Source organism: Bradyrhizobium sp. CCH5-F6 (assembly GCF_001556045.1).
Lineage (GTDB): Bacteria > Pseudomonadota > Alphaproteobacteria > Rhizobiales > Xanthobacteraceae > Bradyrhizobium.
Genome location: NZ_LSIC01000177.1, coordinates 1 through 14260 on the forward strand (window position 1 = coordinate 1; position 14260 = coordinate 14260).

Genomic DNA, 14260 nt, shown 5'->3' on the forward strand with positions numbered 1-14260 from the left:
GACGCCAATTCGTCGCCGGTCGAGAACACGGCGACACGGATGCGCCTGACGACGTCGAGCCCCGTCAGGCCGAATGCCGCGGCAAGGGCGACATGCTGCGGCCGCAAGCGTTGGCCGGCGCGGAGCGCGACATGGCCTTGCGGAATGTCCTCGCCCGCGGGACGGACATTGGCGCCGGGTTTCAGGCCCGGCGGCAACACGATCTTGCCGGAATCATCGATGCGGACGTCCTCCTGCATGAAGACGGTCCCGGCGCCCGGCGGCATCGGCGCGCCGGTGAAGATGCGCGCGGTGTGACCGGGCTTGATTGGCGCTTGCGCAAGGCCGCCGGCCTGGATGCGGCCGTCGAGCGGGAATGCCTGTTCGGCGCTTGCCGGAAGGTCGGCGTTGCGCACGGCGTAGCCGTCGACGGCGGAGTTGGTGAACGGCGGCAGCGGCAAAGGTGCGGCCACATCGCGCGCCAGCACGCGGCCGTCCGCATCGACCAGCGCCACGGTTTCGAGATCGGCGATCGCATTGACGCGCGTCGTGATGAGACCAACGGCTTCGTCGACCGACATCATCGGGCCGCCGAAGGCAAAGCAATCGTCCGATAGTTGCGCCATGGTGCCTCGTCAGCGTATCGCGGCGCTCTTTGCCACCGCTTCCTCGACCGGCATCGCCGCACGCAGCATCAATGCCGCGGCAGCCGCGATATCGTCGAGATGGACGGTCGGCAGCCGGGTTTCAACCGCAACGTCGGTTGCGATACCGGCAATCCCGGGATCGTCGGGAAACAGCAGCGGCTTGCCGTTGCCGGCACGATGCACCTCGATCTTGCGATGCGGCTCGCGCTTGAACCCCTCGACCACGACGAGATCGACGGCGGAGAGCTTGCTCAGCAGTTCCGGGAGCCGCGGCTCCGCCGCGCCGCGGAGCTCGTGCATCAAGGCCCAGCGCTTCGACGACGCGACCAGGACCTCGGCCGCCCCCGCCTCGCGATGCCGCCAGGAATCCTTGCCGGGAACGTCGACGTCGAACTGGTGATGCGCATGCTTGATGACGGAGACGCACAGGCCTTGCGCGTTGAAATGCGGGATCAGCCGCGTCAACAACGTGGTCTTTCCCGCACCGCTCCAGCCTGCAAGGCCGATGACTTTCATAACCGTTCGATCTCCGCCAACGGCTCGCTGGCCGATGGAACCTCCGGCCTCTCCCGTCATTGCGAGCGCAGCGAAGCAATCCAGACTGCCTCCGTGGAAAGATCCTGGATTGCTTCGCTACGCTCGCAATGACGAACGCAGGCATTTTGTCCATTCCCCGCCATGCATATATCGGCCTGACCCGAATGTCATGCTAACCTCGCCACCATGATGAAGATCGACAAAGCCCCGGTGCCCCTGATCGTCCCCAATCCGGACGACCCGCGCCTGACCCAGAGCGTGACCGGCACGGACCAGACCGGCGCCAGGGTCGAGATCAAGGTGCCGATGGAGCGGCCGCTGACGCTCTACCTGAATTCCCAGGAGATCGTCACCATGATGACGATCGGCGACTATCCGGAATATCTGGCGCTCGGCTACCTGCTGAACCAGAACATGCTGAAATATGACGACGCGGTCACCGAGGTCGAATACGACGACGACCTCCAGGTCGTCGTCGTGCGCACCGAACACCACACCAATTTCGAGGCCAAGCTGAAGAAGCGCACGCAGACCTCGGGCTGCGCGCAAGGAACCGCCTTCGGTGATCTGCTGGAGGCCGTCGAGAGCGTCGCATTGCCCAAAGCCGAGCTGCGCACCTCCTGGCTCTACCAGATGACGCAAACCATCAACACGATGCCCTCGCTCTATCTCGAAGCCGGCGCGATCCATGGCTGCGTGCTGTGCAAGGAAGGCGCCCCGCTCTGCTACACGGAGGACGTCGGCCGCCACAACGCCGTCGACAAGATCGCGGGCTGGATGTACCGCCACGGCGTCGATCCCGGCGACAAGATCCTCTACACCACCGGGCGTCTCACCTCGGAGATGGTGATCAAGACCGTCCGCATGGGCATTCCGATCCTGGTGTCGCGCTCCGGCTTCACCGCATGGGGCGTCGATCTCGCAAGGCAGGTCGGGCTGACGCTGGTGGGACGCACCCGCGGCAAGCGATTCATCGCGCTCGCCGGCGAAGAGCGCATCGTCTACGACCAGAACCTCGCTTACGTCGAGGAGGAGTCGGCCAGGCACAAGCGCAAGGGTGAAGGTGGTGACGACTGACATTTCCGCGGCGAGTGTTCCGTCGACTCTCGGCGTGCTGCTGGCGGGCGGCCTGGCACGGCGCATGGGCGGCGGCGACAAGCCGATGCGCACCATCGGCGGCCGCACCATCCTGGAGCGCGTGATCGCGCGGTTGACGCCGCAATGTAGCGGACTGATTCTCAACGCCAACGGCGACCCCGCACGCTTTGCTGGATTCGGCTTGCAAGTCGTCGCCGACGACGTGCCCGGCTTCCCCGGCCCCCTTGCCGGCATCCTCGCTGCGCTCGACTGGACCGCGGCGAACCGGCCGGAGACCGAATGGGTGCTCAGCGCCGCCGGCGATTGCCCGTTCCTGCCGCGCGATCTCGTCGCCCGCCTGCATGAGGCCCGCGAGCGCAGCAACGCACAGCTTGCGGTTGCCGCATCAGGCGATCAGTCGCATCCGGTGATCGGGCTGTGGCGCGTCGCCTTGCGCGGCGAATTGCGCCACGCCCTGGTCGTCGAGGACCTCCGCAAGATCGACCGCTGGACCGCGCGTTATCCGCTCGCGACGGTGACATGGCCCACGGAGCCGCTCGATCCGTTTTTCAATGCCAACACGGTCGAGGACGTTGCCGAGGCCGAGCGGCTGGCGGCGCTGGATGATGCGCCCTAGCGGCTCTACGATTTCGGAAACTCGTTGAGAAGCTGCGCCCAGATGATCGCGAAGGCGATCAGGCCGCATAGGCCCAGGGCAGTGGTAAATCGCGGCAGACGGCCGATCGCAACCAGCAGCCAGGCCGGCAGGAAGAACGCCCCGAAGACCATGCCTAGCGGAAACACCGCGAGCCATTGAAAGCCGCTGCGGTCTCCCTGCGGGACATTCGCGATGTGATAGAAGGTGTAGAGCCAGAACAACGTTCCGGCCGTCGCGATGAGTGTAGCAAGCTTGCGGAAATTGAAGGGCGTCGGCGCGGTCATGACTTGGCTCATATTCCTTAGTCGTAACGGCGGCCATCCAAGTTCATGACGTCCTGAACCGGACCGGGCACGGGAGCGACCACTGACCGAATCTTACCCGGATGAGCCATGACCGACTCGCTCTTGGATGCCGTATTCGAAGTTGTTGATTTCGCACTCGATCTCTCCGGGACGATCGATTGCACGAGACAGCCAAGCAAGCCGGACAACGTCGACGCCCCACCCGGCCCGAAGCCGTTGCCGCGCGCGGCGCAGCGCATGCCTGCCAAGACCGAGGAGGGCACACGCGAGCAGACCGATCAAGCCGCCAGCGGCTCCGACCGGGCATCCTGACCCGGCTCACGCAGAACGTTCATCGCGGTGCAGCCGAGCGGGACGCCGGCGCCGACGATTCGCAACCGAAAGCGCGCTTGCCATTCTCCTCCACATCGCGCGGCTTGAGCCCCGCGTCTGTCTACGCCGGCCGGAAACCCGCTCGCTCGAGCGCCGCGCGCACGTCATGCGAGCCGAGTGCGTCGAGAAAGGCCTGGACCGCCGGCCGCGCTTTGCGCGCAGTCACCAGCGCGAAATCATAATGCTCCTCTGCGAGCGGAATGAAGCCGAGGCCGGCCGCATGCGCGACCGGCGCAATGGTCATCCCCCAGTCGGCGCGATGCTGAGCGACGGCCGCCGCGACCGCATTATGCGAGCGCGGCTGGTTCCAGTAGCCATCAGGCCGCGCACCGCCGAGCAGGCGATCGATCAGGATACGCGTGCCGGCGCCCTGGTTGCGGTTGACCATGATGCAGGCGGGCCTTCGAAACGCTTGTCGCCTTTGCGGAAGACGATGCCCTGCATCCGCCGCCAGCCCGGCACGAGTTCGAGCCCCTCGACGAGATAGGGCGTGTTGTAGGTCTCGCTTCGATCGTCGAACAGATGGATCGGCGCGAGATCGCATTCGCCACGCTTGGCCGCGGCAAGCCCGCCAAGGCTGCCAACCGCAATCGAGCGCACGGTCAGGCCGGCATGCCCTAGCCGTGCGGTGACGAGATCGAGCCCGGTGCAATGACTGCCGACGACGACGAGATCGGGCACGCGCACATGCGGCGTGAACAACGTCACTTCGGCCTCATTCCCGGCCGGCAGCTGGTCCGCCAGCGCATCGATGCGCAGGAAGCCGTCAGCCTGCGCAAATGACGTGATTGCGCCAGAGCCTTTGCCGGAGGGATAGGCGATCAGGCCGCCCCTGCCCTCGACCAGCGAGACCATGACGAATTCGGTGCGACCGAGCTCGGAGGCGATACGCACCGGCACGGTTGCGTTGACCTTCGCATCGGAACGCGGCGGCAGGCCGGCCATCCTGCGCAGCACCGGCACGATCATGTCATGGAAGGTGAACATCGCCGAGGTCGGAAAGCCCGGCAGGATCACCACCGGCTTGCCATCGCACACCGCAAGGCACAGCGGCTTGCCGGGCTTGAGCGCAACGCCATGCGCGATGATGCCGGGCTGACCGAGCCGGCCGATGATGCGGTGGGAGAGATCGCCCGCGCCTTTCGACGTACCGCCGGACAGAACCAGCATGTCGAACTCCGCAAGCGCGCGGCGCATGGCCGCTTCGAGCCTGGCTTCATCGTCGGGAATGGCACCGAGGAAGACGGCCTCGCCGCCATTCTCGCCGACCGCGGCCGCGACGATGGCGCCGTTGGTGTCGTAGATTTCGGCTGGCCCGAGCGGCTGGCCCGGCTGAACCAGTTCGTCGCCGGTGGAGATCACGGCAACCCGCGGCTTGCGCGCGACACTCACCTCGGCAACGCCGCCAGCATGCCGATCTCGCGCGAGCCGATCAGGGTGCCGGCGCGCAACAGCACCTCGCCGCGCGCGATGTCGGATCCGGCGTACGAGACGAACTGCCCCGGCAGAACGGCGCGACGGACATCGATCGCATCGAGACCTGCCGGCTGGGTGTGCTCGACCATGACCACGGCATCGGCGCCGCGCGGCAGCGGACCGCCGGTAGCGATCGGCGTCGCGGTTCCCGCCACCACCTGCAGCGTCGGCGCGGTGCCGCAATGAATGATCTCGCCATTCAGCGCGAGGCGCACGGGCGCGCCCTCGCCGGCCGGCGCAAGATCCGCGGAGCGCACGGCAAAGCCGTCGACGTTGGACCGGTCGAACGGCGGCACGTCGACCGACGCGACGACGTCTTCGGCGAGTGCCGCGCCGAGCGCAGCGGCGAGCTTGCGCGCTTCGCTCAGAATCCCGCGCGGAAACAACGCCGCCTCGAAGCGCGCCAGTGCCTCCTCGCGCGAGAGGATCTCGAGGAACTGCTCCTGTTCGAGCGCGCTGCGGTCTGGTGATTTCGTCATCATCGTCATGCCAGGACCCATGTCATTCCCGCAACAGATGGGCATCAACCTGCGTCCCTACCGCAAATCCCTCGTGACTGGCGGGAATGAGCAGCCATGCGTCGGCACGGGCGATGGCCTGAAGCGGCCATTCGCCCACGGCAAGCGGCGCCCAGGCGCGATGTTCCTCGGCCAGCAAGGCAATCTCGGCGATGCCGACGCTGGATGCGACCTTCCGTGCGAGCGGCAATGTCACTTGCCGGCGCGGCCGACGCGCCGACAGACAGTCGACGAGCGGCAGCACGAGCGCGAGCCAGACCGCAAGCGCATGATCGGGTGAGCCGGGCAAGGCGACGACGGGAACGTGTCCGAGCCGTCCGACCGCGGCGGTGCGTCCGGGCTGGAGCGCAAGGCCATGCGCCAGCACCTCGCCGCGCCGGGCCAGCGCGGCGACGGCTGCGTCCCGGCGTCCGACGCCGCTGCCGCCGACCGTCAGCAAGAGATCGCAGCAGGACGCATCGAGCGCATCGGCAATCGATGCTTCGTCGCGCGCGCCGGCCTCATGCGTCTCCACATCCAGTCCCGCTGCGTGCGCGAGCGCGGCGATCATCTGCGCCGATGCCGATGCGCCCGGCACGTTGACGATACGCAATCGGGGCCGCCGCACGCCGAGTTTCTGCACGCCCGCAACGCGCGCGATCAGCAGGTCCGCCGCGCCGACGGGATGGCCCGCGATCCCGGCGGTAATGCGCGCGGCGACGTCGGTTCCGGCGCGCCTGACGCCCTGCCCAGGCACGCCCTCTGCCAGCACCTGGGCGAGCGGGCCCGTTAGCTCGACTGCGCCGGCATCGAGCACGCAGTCGCATCCCGCCGGCATCGCGTCACCGGCATCGACCCATGCGGGCGACATTGCCAACGGCAGCGGGGCGTAAGCGGACGCACCGACGAGATCGTTGGCGGACAGCGCCCAGCCGTCTGCGGACGCAGTGTCGCGCGAAGGATAGGCGGCAAACAGGGGAGTGCCTGCCGCAATGCAGCCGATCGTTTCCGCCGCCAGCACCTCCTCCGGCGCGACGGGACCAACGCCTCGCAGCAACGCGGCGAGCGCGGTGTCGAGCGGCGTGAGCGAGGACGGCAGGCGCTGGGTCATGCGCCAAGATGGACCATGCATCGTCCGCTTTGGCAACCGCTGGCGATGCCGGCCTCAGCCGCCCGACCTGTCCGAATTGGGGAAGAACAGCTGCTGCTCGTCGACCTTGTAACCGGCGATCGCCGTCTGCCCCTCCGGCGACGTCAGCCAGTCGATGAAGGTCTGCGCGAGATCCTTCTTCACGTTCGGAAACTTCGCAGGGTTCACCAGCATGACGCCGTACTGATTGAGCAGCCGCCTGTCGCCTTCGACGACGATGTCGAGATCGCCGCGATCCTTGAAGGCGATCCAGCTGCCGCGGTCCGACAGCACATAGGCGTTTGACGCGCGCGCGGTCTCCAGCGCCGCGTCCATGCCCTGCTTGGCCTCGCGATACCAGGGGCCCTTGGCGCTCGCGATATCGATGCCCGCGACGATCCAGAGCGCGAGTTCCGCGGCGTGGGTACCGGATCGATCGCCACGCGTCACGAACGGCGCGCCCTTGGCCTCGATCGCCTTCAGCGCCGTCGCGATGTCCTTGCCCTTCACGCCCGCAGGATCGCTCTTCGGCCCGATCAGCACATAGTCGTTGTACATCACGTCGTAGCGCTTCACGCCGAAACCCTCGGCCACGAATTTCTCCTCCTGAGGCCGCGCATGCATCAGCACGACGTCGACCTCGCCCCGTCGCGGCCCGTCGAGCACCTCGTCGGCGCGCCGCGCGATCACGGTGACCTCGATGCCGGTCTTGTCGCGGAAGATCGGCAGCAAATGATCGAGCAGGCCGGATTCCTGCGTCGCCGTCGTCGAGGCGAGGACGATGCCGCGGTCCTCGGCGGATGATGCCGCAACGCCCGCGGCAAGGCCGCAGACAAGCGCAAATGCGAAGGACAGGCGGGCCATGATCGTGGTTCCCTTGGCTATGACGCCACCATCATGATGATCGATTGCGCCGCACTCGTGACGCGGTTTCGCGCTGCTCCGCCGGGATATTTCGGCAACGCCGCCGAGGTGCCATCACGCGAGCGACCGATCCAGATCGTTCACCAAAGCAGAAATCGCGCGTGCGGACGTGTTGCAAAGCGGCGAGATGATCGGGCATTGTTCCCGCGGACAGAAATGTGAAATGCAGAATTCCACCTGCGTGGGACGTCAAAAAGAAGCAAGAATTTGCATAGGAATGCAGGATGGAATTCCTGACGACCAGCGAGGCCGCCGACTATCTTCGGCTCGGCGAACGCAAGCTCTACGAACTCGTCACCACCGGCGCGATCCCCTGCAGCAAGGTGACCGGGAAATGGCTCTTCCCCCGGCACGAACTCGACCTCTGGGTCCTGTCAGGCCTCGCGCGTCCGGCCGGCATGTTGATCGCCGAGCCGCCGCCGGTCGTCGGCGGCAGCCAGGACGAGCTGCTGGATTGGAGCCTGCGCGAATCCGGCTCTGGCCTGGGATCGATGAGCGAAGGCAGCGCGCGCGGGCTCGAGCGCTTGCAACGCAACGAGGTGATGGCTGCGGCCGTTCACTTCCACGCTCTCGACGCCTCCGACAATCTCGCCAGCGATGCCAACATCGAAGCCCTGCGGGCTGCGCCGGACCTGCACGATACGGTGCTGATCGCATTCGTGCGTCGCGAAGCGGGTCTCGTGCTGCCGCACGGCAATCCCAAGCGGCTGCACGGCCTGACCGACGTGCTCGCGCTCGGCGCCCGGATGGCGATGCGGCAACAGGGAACGGGCGCGCAGATGCTGCTCGACTTGCTCCTGAAGCGCGCTGGCGCCTCGACGCGGGATCTGCGCCGCATCGAAACGCCAGCGCTGACCGGCCCTGATCTCGCCGAACTGGTCCGCGCCGGCCAGGCCGATTGCGGCATCGCGACGCGCGCCGCGGCGCGCTCGGCCGGCCTCGATTTCGTGCCGCTGGTCTGGGAGAACCTCGACCTCGCGATGCGGCAGCGCAGCTATTTCCGCCCCGCCATGCAGTCCCTGCTCCGCTTTCTGAATGAAAGGCGGCTGCGCCAGCGTGCCGAGGAACTGACCGGCTACGATCCCTCGCCCGCAGGACAGATCCGCTTTTCGGCCTGACGTTGACGCCTGCCCCCGAATAGTTGCAAAAGAAACCAATTCAGCCGGGCATACCCGGGCAACGCCGGCCAAAGAGCCGGATCAGGGGAGGACAAGCGTGAATCCAATCAGATTTGGACTGCCGGTCGCGGCCGCCTTGGTGGCGGCATTGCTGCCGGGTGCCGCAATGGCGCAGGTCTCCGACGACGTCGTCAAGATCGGCGTGCTCACCGACATGAACGGCCCCGCCTCCGCGCCGACCGGCCAGGGCTCGGTGACCGCGGCGCAGATGGCGATCGACGATTTCGGCGGCACCGTGCTCGGCAAGCCGATCAGCATCGTGATCGGCGACCACCAGCTCAAGGCCGATATCGGCGCCTCGCTCGCGCGGCGCTGGTACGACATCGAGCAGGTCGACCTGATCGTCGACGTGCCGGTCTCCGCGGTCGGGCTCGCGGTGCAGAACATCGCCAACGAGAAGAAGCGGCTGTTCATCACCCACTCCACCGGCACCGCGGATTTCCACGGCAAGTTCTGCTCGCCCTACGCGATCCAATGGGTGTTCGACACCCGCGCGCTCGCGGTCGGAACCGCGGACGCTGTGGTCAAGCGCGGCGGCGACAGCTGGTTCTTCATCACCGACGACTACGCCTTCGGTCATTCGCTGGAGCGCGACGCCTCCGCCGTCGTCACCGCCAATGGCGGCAAGGTGCTGGGCTCGGTGCGGCCGCCGCTGGCAACGCCCGACCTCTCCTCCTTCGTGCTGCAGGCCCAGGCCTCCAAGGCCAAGATCATCGGCATTGCCGCCGGTCCCCCCAACAACATGAACGAGATCAAGACCGGCGCCGAGTTCGGCGTGTTCAAGGGCGGCCAGCAGATGGCAGCGCTCCTGGCGCTGATCACCGACATCCACGGGCTCGGCCTGCAGGCCGCGCAAGGCCTGCTCCTGACCACGTCGTTCTACTGGGACATGGACGACAAGACCCGCGAATGGTCCAAGCGCTATTTCGCCAAGATGAACAAGATGCCGTCGATGTGGCAAGCCGGCGTCTATTCCAGTGTGATGCACTATCTCAACGCCATCAAGGAGACCGGCACCGACGATCCGCTCAAGGTGGCCGCGAAGATGCGCGAGAAGCCGATCGAGGATTTCTTCGCCCGCAACGGCAAACTGCGCGAGGACAATCTGATGGTGCACGACCTCTGGCTCGTGCAGGTGAAGACGCCGGAGGAGAGCAAATATCCGTGGGACTATTACAAGATCCTCACGACGATCTCGGGCGACAAGGCGTTCGGTCCGCCGGACCCGGCCTGTGCGCTGGTGAAGAAGTGACGGTGTAGCTGCGCTGACGATCCACCCTCGCCCCTTGTGGGAGAGGGTGGCTGCGCGAAGCGCAGCCGGGTGAGGGGTTCTCTCCGCGAGTCGAACTCTCAATTTGTACGCGCGGAGAGAACCCCTCATCCGGCGCTTCGCGCCACTTTCTCCCACAGGGGGAGAAGGAAGTAAGCTCGCTATTTCACCACGCCGATCTCGCGGAAATACTTCATCACGCCCGGATGGATCAGCTCTGGCCTTGGCGCCGCCGCGACCGTGTTCGACGCGGTCGTCTCGCAGGCCTGGGTAAGCTTCCTGCAGAATGTCGCCTCGACGCCGTGCAGCGTCTTGGCAAGCCGATAGGCGACATCGTCGGGCAGATCCTCGCGCGTCAGCACGAAGCTCCACGACCCAAGCGAGGCGATCGGCGCGGTCTGGTTCGGATAGCTGCCAGCCGGCACGAGCAGCGGCTTGAGGAACGCATGCTTGGCGCGGATGCGCGTCATCTCTTCGACATCAGGCGCGATGAAGCGCGCGCCTGACGCGCTCGAGGCGACCGCGGCAAAGCCGGGCCAGCCGATGCCGGCGCCCCACAGCGCGGCAACGCGGCCATCCTCGACCATCGCCGGGCCGTCGCCGGCGCGGTCGAGATAGACCGCCCTGAAGTCCTCGTCCTGCTTCAGGCCGAGCCCGTCCAGCACGTAGCGCGACAGGATCGGCAGGCCCGAGCCCTTCGCGCCGAACGCGACGGGCTGACCGACGAGATCGCGGATCGTCCTGTAGGGACTGTCCGCACGCACCACGAACATGCCGGGGTTGGAATAGATCGCGGTGAGGATCTTCAGCCGCACGGGTGCGCGGCCGATGCCGGCAAAGGCCTCATAGGCCGGCTCGCCCGCGACCAGTGCGAGATCGAGCTCGCCCTTCTCCAGCAGCGGGATGTTCTCGCTGCTGCCCTTGGTGTTGCGGGGTGCGATCGACATTTGCGGATCGGCCGCGTTCATCACCTCGGCAAAGGCGTTGCCATAGAGCGGGAAGCCGCCGCCCGGCGTCGCGGTGCCCAGGCTGATCGTGGGGCTGATCGTTGGGGTCGGAATGGCCGTGCCTCCGGTTTGCGCGGCGGCGGGGCTCGAGAGCAACGCCGCCCCGATGAGGATGGGAATCGCTAATTTCATGATCGCTCCCGATGACCTGCGTCAACACCGACTTGCGACGATGTAGGCAGCGCCCCGATTTTGTGAAAGCATGCAGCCAACGACAATAAATCAACGGGAGGCATCATGTTGCGGACTTTGCGTAACGGTTTGTTCGGGCTCGCAGTTCTCTTTGGTCTTTTCAGCGCCACACCACCCGCCTCCGCCGCCTATCCCGACCGCCCCATACATTGGCTGATCGGCTTCTCCGCCGGAGGCCCGGTCGACATCGTTGCGCGGATCATGGCGCAGTGGCTGTCGGAGCGGCTCGGGCAGCAGGTCATCGTCGAGAACCGCACCGGCTCCGGCGGCAACATCGCCGCCGCCGCCGCGATCTCCTCGCCGCCGGACGGCTACACGCTGCTGTTCGTCGCGCCCAACAACGCGATCTCGACCTCGCTCTACAAGAAGCTGCCGTTCGACTTCCTGCGCGACACCGTGCCGGTCGCGAGCATCATGCAGCTCACCAACATGCTGGTCGTCTCCAACGCGTTTCCCCCCAAGACGGTTCAGGAGTTCATCGACTATTGCAAGGCCAATCCCGGCAAGATCTCCTTTGCCTCGTCCGGCAACGGCACCTCGGTGCACATGTCGGCCGAGCTGTTCAAGGTGATGACGAAGTGCGACATGGTGCACGTGCCCTATCGTGGCTCGGCCGTCGCCTTCCCCGACATCATCTCCAACAAGGTGCAGCTGATTTTCGACAACCTGCCTTCCGCCATGGAGCAGGTGAAAGGCGGCAATGTCCGCGCGCTCGGCGTGACCTCGCCGCAGCGCTGGCCGAGCGTGCCCGACGTGCCCGCGATCGCCGAGACTGTGCCGGGCTTCGAGTCGGTCGGCTTCTACGGCATCTCCGCGCCGAAGGGCACGCCGCCCGAGGTGATCGAGACCCTCAACAAGGCCGTCGGCGAAGCGCTGAAGGATCCCAAGCTGGTGGCAAAGCTCGCCGAGACCGGCGGCATCCCCAAGCCGATGACCCCGGCCGAGTTCGGCAAGCTGGTCGCGAGCGAGACCGAGAAGTGGCGCAAGGTGGTCGAGTTCGCCGGGGTCTCGGTGGACTAGGCAGCGGCCCCTCGGCGGCGGCTGGCGCTCGCCGGCACGACGTTTGAGGGGGCCGAGAGGCCCTCTCAAACCAATATGCGCGAAAACAACCCCATGCACAGTAGAAGACTCGTGCAATCACAGGGGCTTACGGAGTCACCAAAGCGGCACCGGCCGGATGACCGCCGGGCCGTTTTGACTTGTCGGGCAAAACAGTGGCAGAATGCGATTATTCCGAATTCAGTGATCGTCCGCGCGCAGCGTGTTTCGCGCAGCCGCGGCGTTCCGCACGATCAGGCCGCTTTGTTCGGCGCGTTGACTGACGCAACCCGGGACCCCTTCGCCTTGAAAACGCTTGAGGATTGCACCCCCGCCTCAGGCCCTGTAAACGAACCGCGCACCGTTGCCGGCCGCCCCTCGCGGCCGCCTCGCGGCGGGGCCTGTAGCTCAATGGTTAGAGCCGGCCGCTCATAACGGTCTGGTTGCAGGTTCGAGTCCTGCCGGGCCCACCAAAAAAAATCAGCAGGTTATCACATCTCTTTTGCCATTCGTCAGTCCACCGCACCAGAAACGCCTCGCCTGTCGCCATCGACATACATTGGCAATCGGCAAGCTACAGCTTCACAGGCGGCCTGCCACGGCTTCTCCGCGTGATCGTCGATTCGGCGGCCCTTTCGCGAGAAAGGGCTATGCAGTATGCGAATGTCCTCGCAGCAGCGTATCTACACTGGCCGCGATCTCCACCAAGCGCCGGTCGGCGTTTCTACGTCCGATCAGCATTAGGCCGACGGGAAGGCCGTCGAGCGGCAACGGCAGCGAAATCGACGGACAGTCGAGCAAGTTGGCGACGCGCGGATTGCGCAGCAGCAGGCCATTGAGCTCATGGAACGCCGCATCCTCTGCAACGGAGGAAATCAGCGGCGCGCGGATTGGCGTCGTCGGCAGGACGAACACCTCGTTGTTGCCGAAGGACTGTTCGAAGGATCGGATCGCCGCCTGCCGCAGCCGCACCATACGCACATAGTCCGTGCCGAGAATGCGGGCCCCGGCTTCGACGCGTACGCGTGTACGGGAATCGACCTCATCCAGGTCCGAGAACCCCAGACTGCGCAGCGTCGCGCCGACCTCGATCGACGGGAAGGTGCCGATCTTGTCGATCTGGGCAAGATCGTCGAGAGCGGCCTCGATGGTCCCCTCCTTGATCTGCAAGCCGCCGGATCGAAGCCACTCCATGGCCTTCTCGAACGCAGCGAGCACCTCGGGTTCGCATCGATCGAACAGGCGCCCGCGGGCAACCACAAGGCGGAAGGTGCCGGGAGATGCCAGCCGCAGCCGCGACGGCGCGCCTTCACCTGAAAGCACCTGATCAGCCACAAAGCAATCGGCGACGTTCGTGGCGATCGGGCCGATCGTATCGAGGCTCGAGGATAGCGAGAATGCGCCGGTGGTCGGCACGAATCCACTGGTCGGCTTGAAACCGACCGCGCCCGACAACGCAGCTGGAATTCGAAGAGAACCGCCGGCGTCAGTGCCGATGGCGAGATCTGCCATGCCTGCGATCACCGACACCACGGCGCCCGATGAAGAGCCCCCAGGAACGCGGGTGCGATCCCGCGGATTGGGCGGCATCCCGTCATGCGGATTCGTACCCAGCGCAGAGAAGGCGAACTCGGTCATCTGCGTCTTGCCGATAACGATGGCACCCGCAGCCCGCAACCGCTTCACGACCTCGGCATCTTCAATGGCCGGTGCCAAACGACGCAGAACAGCCGACCCGGAGCTCGTGACTGTGCCGGCGACGTCGAACAACGCCTTTACCGAAACGATGCGGCCATCGAGCGGACCGCGGGGCGTTCCGGCGGCGACGCGACGATCCGCCGCCTCGGCCTCCCACCGGGCGCTGTCTGCAAACACAGTCGTGAAGACGTTCTGAGCTTCCGGCGATTGGATGCGCGCAATTGCCCCCTCGAGCCGCGCGACGGCGGAAGGTTGCGATCGATCCTGCATTGCTGA

General features: G+C 66.1%; 13 protein-coding genes, 1 tRNA gene and 1 pseudogene. 7 read left to right on the forward strand and 8 right to left on the reverse strand.

Translation table 11 applies throughout. The annotated features are described in order from the left end of the window. Together AX729_RS29630 and mobB are read right to left on the reverse strand one after the other, a co-directional pair. Positions 1-605, reverse strand: a 605-nt coding sequence (locus tag AX729_RS29630; protein WP_502686927.1) for a molybdopterin molybdotransferase MoeA, incomplete at its 3' end; no start/stop codon positions are given. A gap of 9 nt (positions 606-614) precedes the next feature. Then, on the reverse strand, positions 615-1142 hold the full coding sequence (gene mobB, locus AX729_RS29635) for a molybdopterin-guanine dinucleotide biosynthesis protein B (protein WP_061027726.1): 528 nt from the start codon (positions 1140-1142) through the stop codon (positions 615-617). Positions 1143-1349: 207 nt separating this feature from the next. On the opposite strand from mobB, the gene AX729_RS29640 reads away from it, so the two are divergent. Next, positions 1350-2240, forward strand: coding sequence for a formate dehydrogenase accessory sulfurtransferase FdhD (locus AX729_RS29640; protein WP_061027727.1), 891 nt, complete (start codon positions 1350-1352; stop codon positions 2238-2240). Beyond that, entirely contained in the window at positions 2221-2877 is a 657-nt protein-coding gene (gene mobA / locus AX729_RS29645; protein WP_156457284.1) for a molybdenum cofactor guanylyltransferase MobA, read from the forward strand. The genes AX729_RS29640 and mobA overlap by 20 nt, the downstream gene beginning before the upstream one ends. 5 nt (positions 2878-2882) lie before the next feature. Here mobA and AX729_RS29650 read toward each other — a convergent pair whose 3' ends face one another. Continuing rightward, a complete protein-coding gene (locus AX729_RS29650; protein ID WP_061027778.1) occupies positions 2883-3182 on the reverse strand; it encodes a hypothetical protein in 300 nt (99 codons plus the stop codon). Between the two features lie 108 nt (positions 3183-3290). On the opposite strand from AX729_RS29650, the gene AX729_RS29655 reads away from it, so the two are divergent. After that, the gene (locus tag AX729_RS29655; protein ID WP_061027728.1) at positions 3291-3515 is read left to right on the forward strand and encodes a hypothetical protein; all 225 of its coding nucleotides are present in this window, start codon (positions 3291-3293) and stop codon (positions 3513-3515) included. Between the two features lie 121 nt (positions 3516-3636). Here AX729_RS29655 and AX729_RS41885 read toward each other — a convergent pair. The 3 genes and pseudogenes from AX729_RS41885 to AX729_RS29670 form a co-directional block, all read right to left on the reverse strand. After that, positions 3637-5539 (reverse strand): annotated as a pseudogene (locus AX729_RS41885) (molybdopterin biosynthesis protein). A 13-nt stretch (positions 5540-5552) separates the two neighbouring features. Beyond that, positions 5553-6659 carry a molybdopterin-binding protein gene (locus tag AX729_RS29665; protein ID WP_061027729.1) on the reverse strand — a complete coding sequence of 369 codons (1107 nt, stop codon included), beginning with the start codon at positions 6657-6659 and terminating at the stop codon, positions 5553-5555. Between the two features lie 54 nt (positions 6660-6713). Further along, positions 6714-7541 carry an ABC transporter substrate-binding protein gene (locus tag AX729_RS29670; RefSeq protein ID WP_061027730.1) on the reverse strand — a complete coding sequence of 276 codons (828 nt, stop codon included), beginning with the start codon at positions 7539-7541 and terminating at the stop codon, positions 6714-6716. A 284-nt stretch (positions 7542-7825) separates the two neighbouring features. Between AX729_RS29670 and AX729_RS29675 the strand changes: the two genes are divergently transcribed. Both AX729_RS29675 and AX729_RS29680 read left to right on the forward strand, forming a co-directional pair. Beyond that, positions 7826-8719 (forward strand): substrate-binding domain-containing protein, encoded by an 894-nt coding sequence (locus tag AX729_RS29675; RefSeq protein WP_061027731.1) that lies wholly within the window; start codon positions 7826-7828, stop codon positions 8717-8719. A gap of 97 nt (positions 8720-8816) precedes the next feature. Further along, positions 8817-10031 (forward strand): ABC transporter substrate-binding protein, encoded by a 1215-nt coding sequence (locus tag AX729_RS29680; protein ID WP_061027732.1) that lies wholly within the window; start codon positions 8817-8819, stop codon positions 10029-10031. A 179-nt stretch (positions 10032-10210) separates the two neighbouring features. Here the strand turns inward: AX729_RS29680 and AX729_RS29685 are convergent, their stop codons facing one another. Then, positions 10211-11188 carry a TAXI family TRAP transporter solute-binding subunit gene (locus tag AX729_RS29685; protein WP_061027733.1) on the reverse strand — a complete coding sequence of 326 codons (978 nt, stop codon included), beginning with the start codon at positions 11186-11188 and terminating at the stop codon, positions 10211-10213. A 105-nt stretch (positions 11189-11293) separates the two neighbouring features. Here AX729_RS29685 and AX729_RS29690 point away from each other — a divergent pair, with 105 nt between their 5' ends. Both AX729_RS29690 and AX729_RS29695 read left to right on the forward strand, forming a co-directional pair. Then, positions 11294-12268 carry a Bug family tripartite tricarboxylate transporter substrate binding protein gene (locus AX729_RS29690; RefSeq protein ID WP_061027734.1) on the forward strand — a complete coding sequence of 325 codons (975 nt, stop codon included), beginning with the start codon at positions 11294-11296 and terminating at the stop codon, positions 12266-12268. 415 nt (positions 12269-12683) lie between these two features. Continuing rightward, positions 12684-12759: transfer RNA gene (locus AX729_RS29695), tRNA-Ile, on the forward strand. Positions 12760-12934: 175 nt separating this feature from the next. Here AX729_RS29695 and AX729_RS29700 read toward each other — a convergent pair. Continuing rightward, the gene (locus AX729_RS29700) at positions 12935-14254 is read right to left on the reverse strand and encodes an amidase family protein (protein WP_063817309.1); all 1320 of its coding nucleotides are present in this window, start codon (positions 14252-14254) and stop codon (positions 12935-12937) included. Between the last annotated feature and the right edge of the window lie 6 nt (positions 14255-14260).

Coding starts and splice junctions, on each gene's coding strand:
- mobB (WP_061027726.1), bottom strand. CDS start 1,142: ATGAAAGTCATCGGCCTTGCAGGCTGGAGCGGTGCGGGAAAGACCACG.
- AX729_RS29640 (WP_061027727.1), top strand. CDS start 1,350: ATGATGAAGATCGACAAAGCCCCGGTGCCCCTGATCGTCCCCAATCCG.
- AX729_RS29650 (WP_061027778.1), bottom strand. CDS start 3,182: ATGACCGCGCCGACGCCCTTCAATTTCCGCAAGCTTGCTACACTCATC.
- AX729_RS29655 (WP_061027728.1), top strand. CDS start 3,291: ATGACCGACTCGCTCTTGGATGCCGTATTCGAAGTTGTTGATTTCGCA.
- AX729_RS29665 (WP_061027729.1), bottom strand. CDS start 6,659: ATGACCCAGCGCCTGCCGTCCTCGCTCACGCCGCTCGACACCGCGCTC.
- AX729_RS29670 (WP_061027730.1), bottom strand. CDS start 7,541: ATGGCCCGCCTGTCCTTCGCATTTGCGCTTGTCTGCGGCCTTGCCGCG.
- AX729_RS29675 (WP_061027731.1), top strand. CDS start 7,826: ATGGAATTCCTGACGACCAGCGAGGCCGCCGACTATCTTCGGCTCGGC.
- AX729_RS29685 (WP_061027733.1), bottom strand. CDS start 11,188: ATGAAATTAGCGATTCCCATCCTCATCGGGGCGGCGTTGCTCTCGAGC.
- AX729_RS29690 (WP_061027734.1), top strand. CDS start 11,294: ATGTTGCGGACTTTGCGTAACGGTTTGTTCGGGCTCGCAGTTCTCTTT.
- AX729_RS29700 (WP_063817309.1), bottom strand. CDS start 14,254: ATGCAGGATCGATCGCAACCTTCCGCCGTCGCGCGGCTCGAGGGGGCA.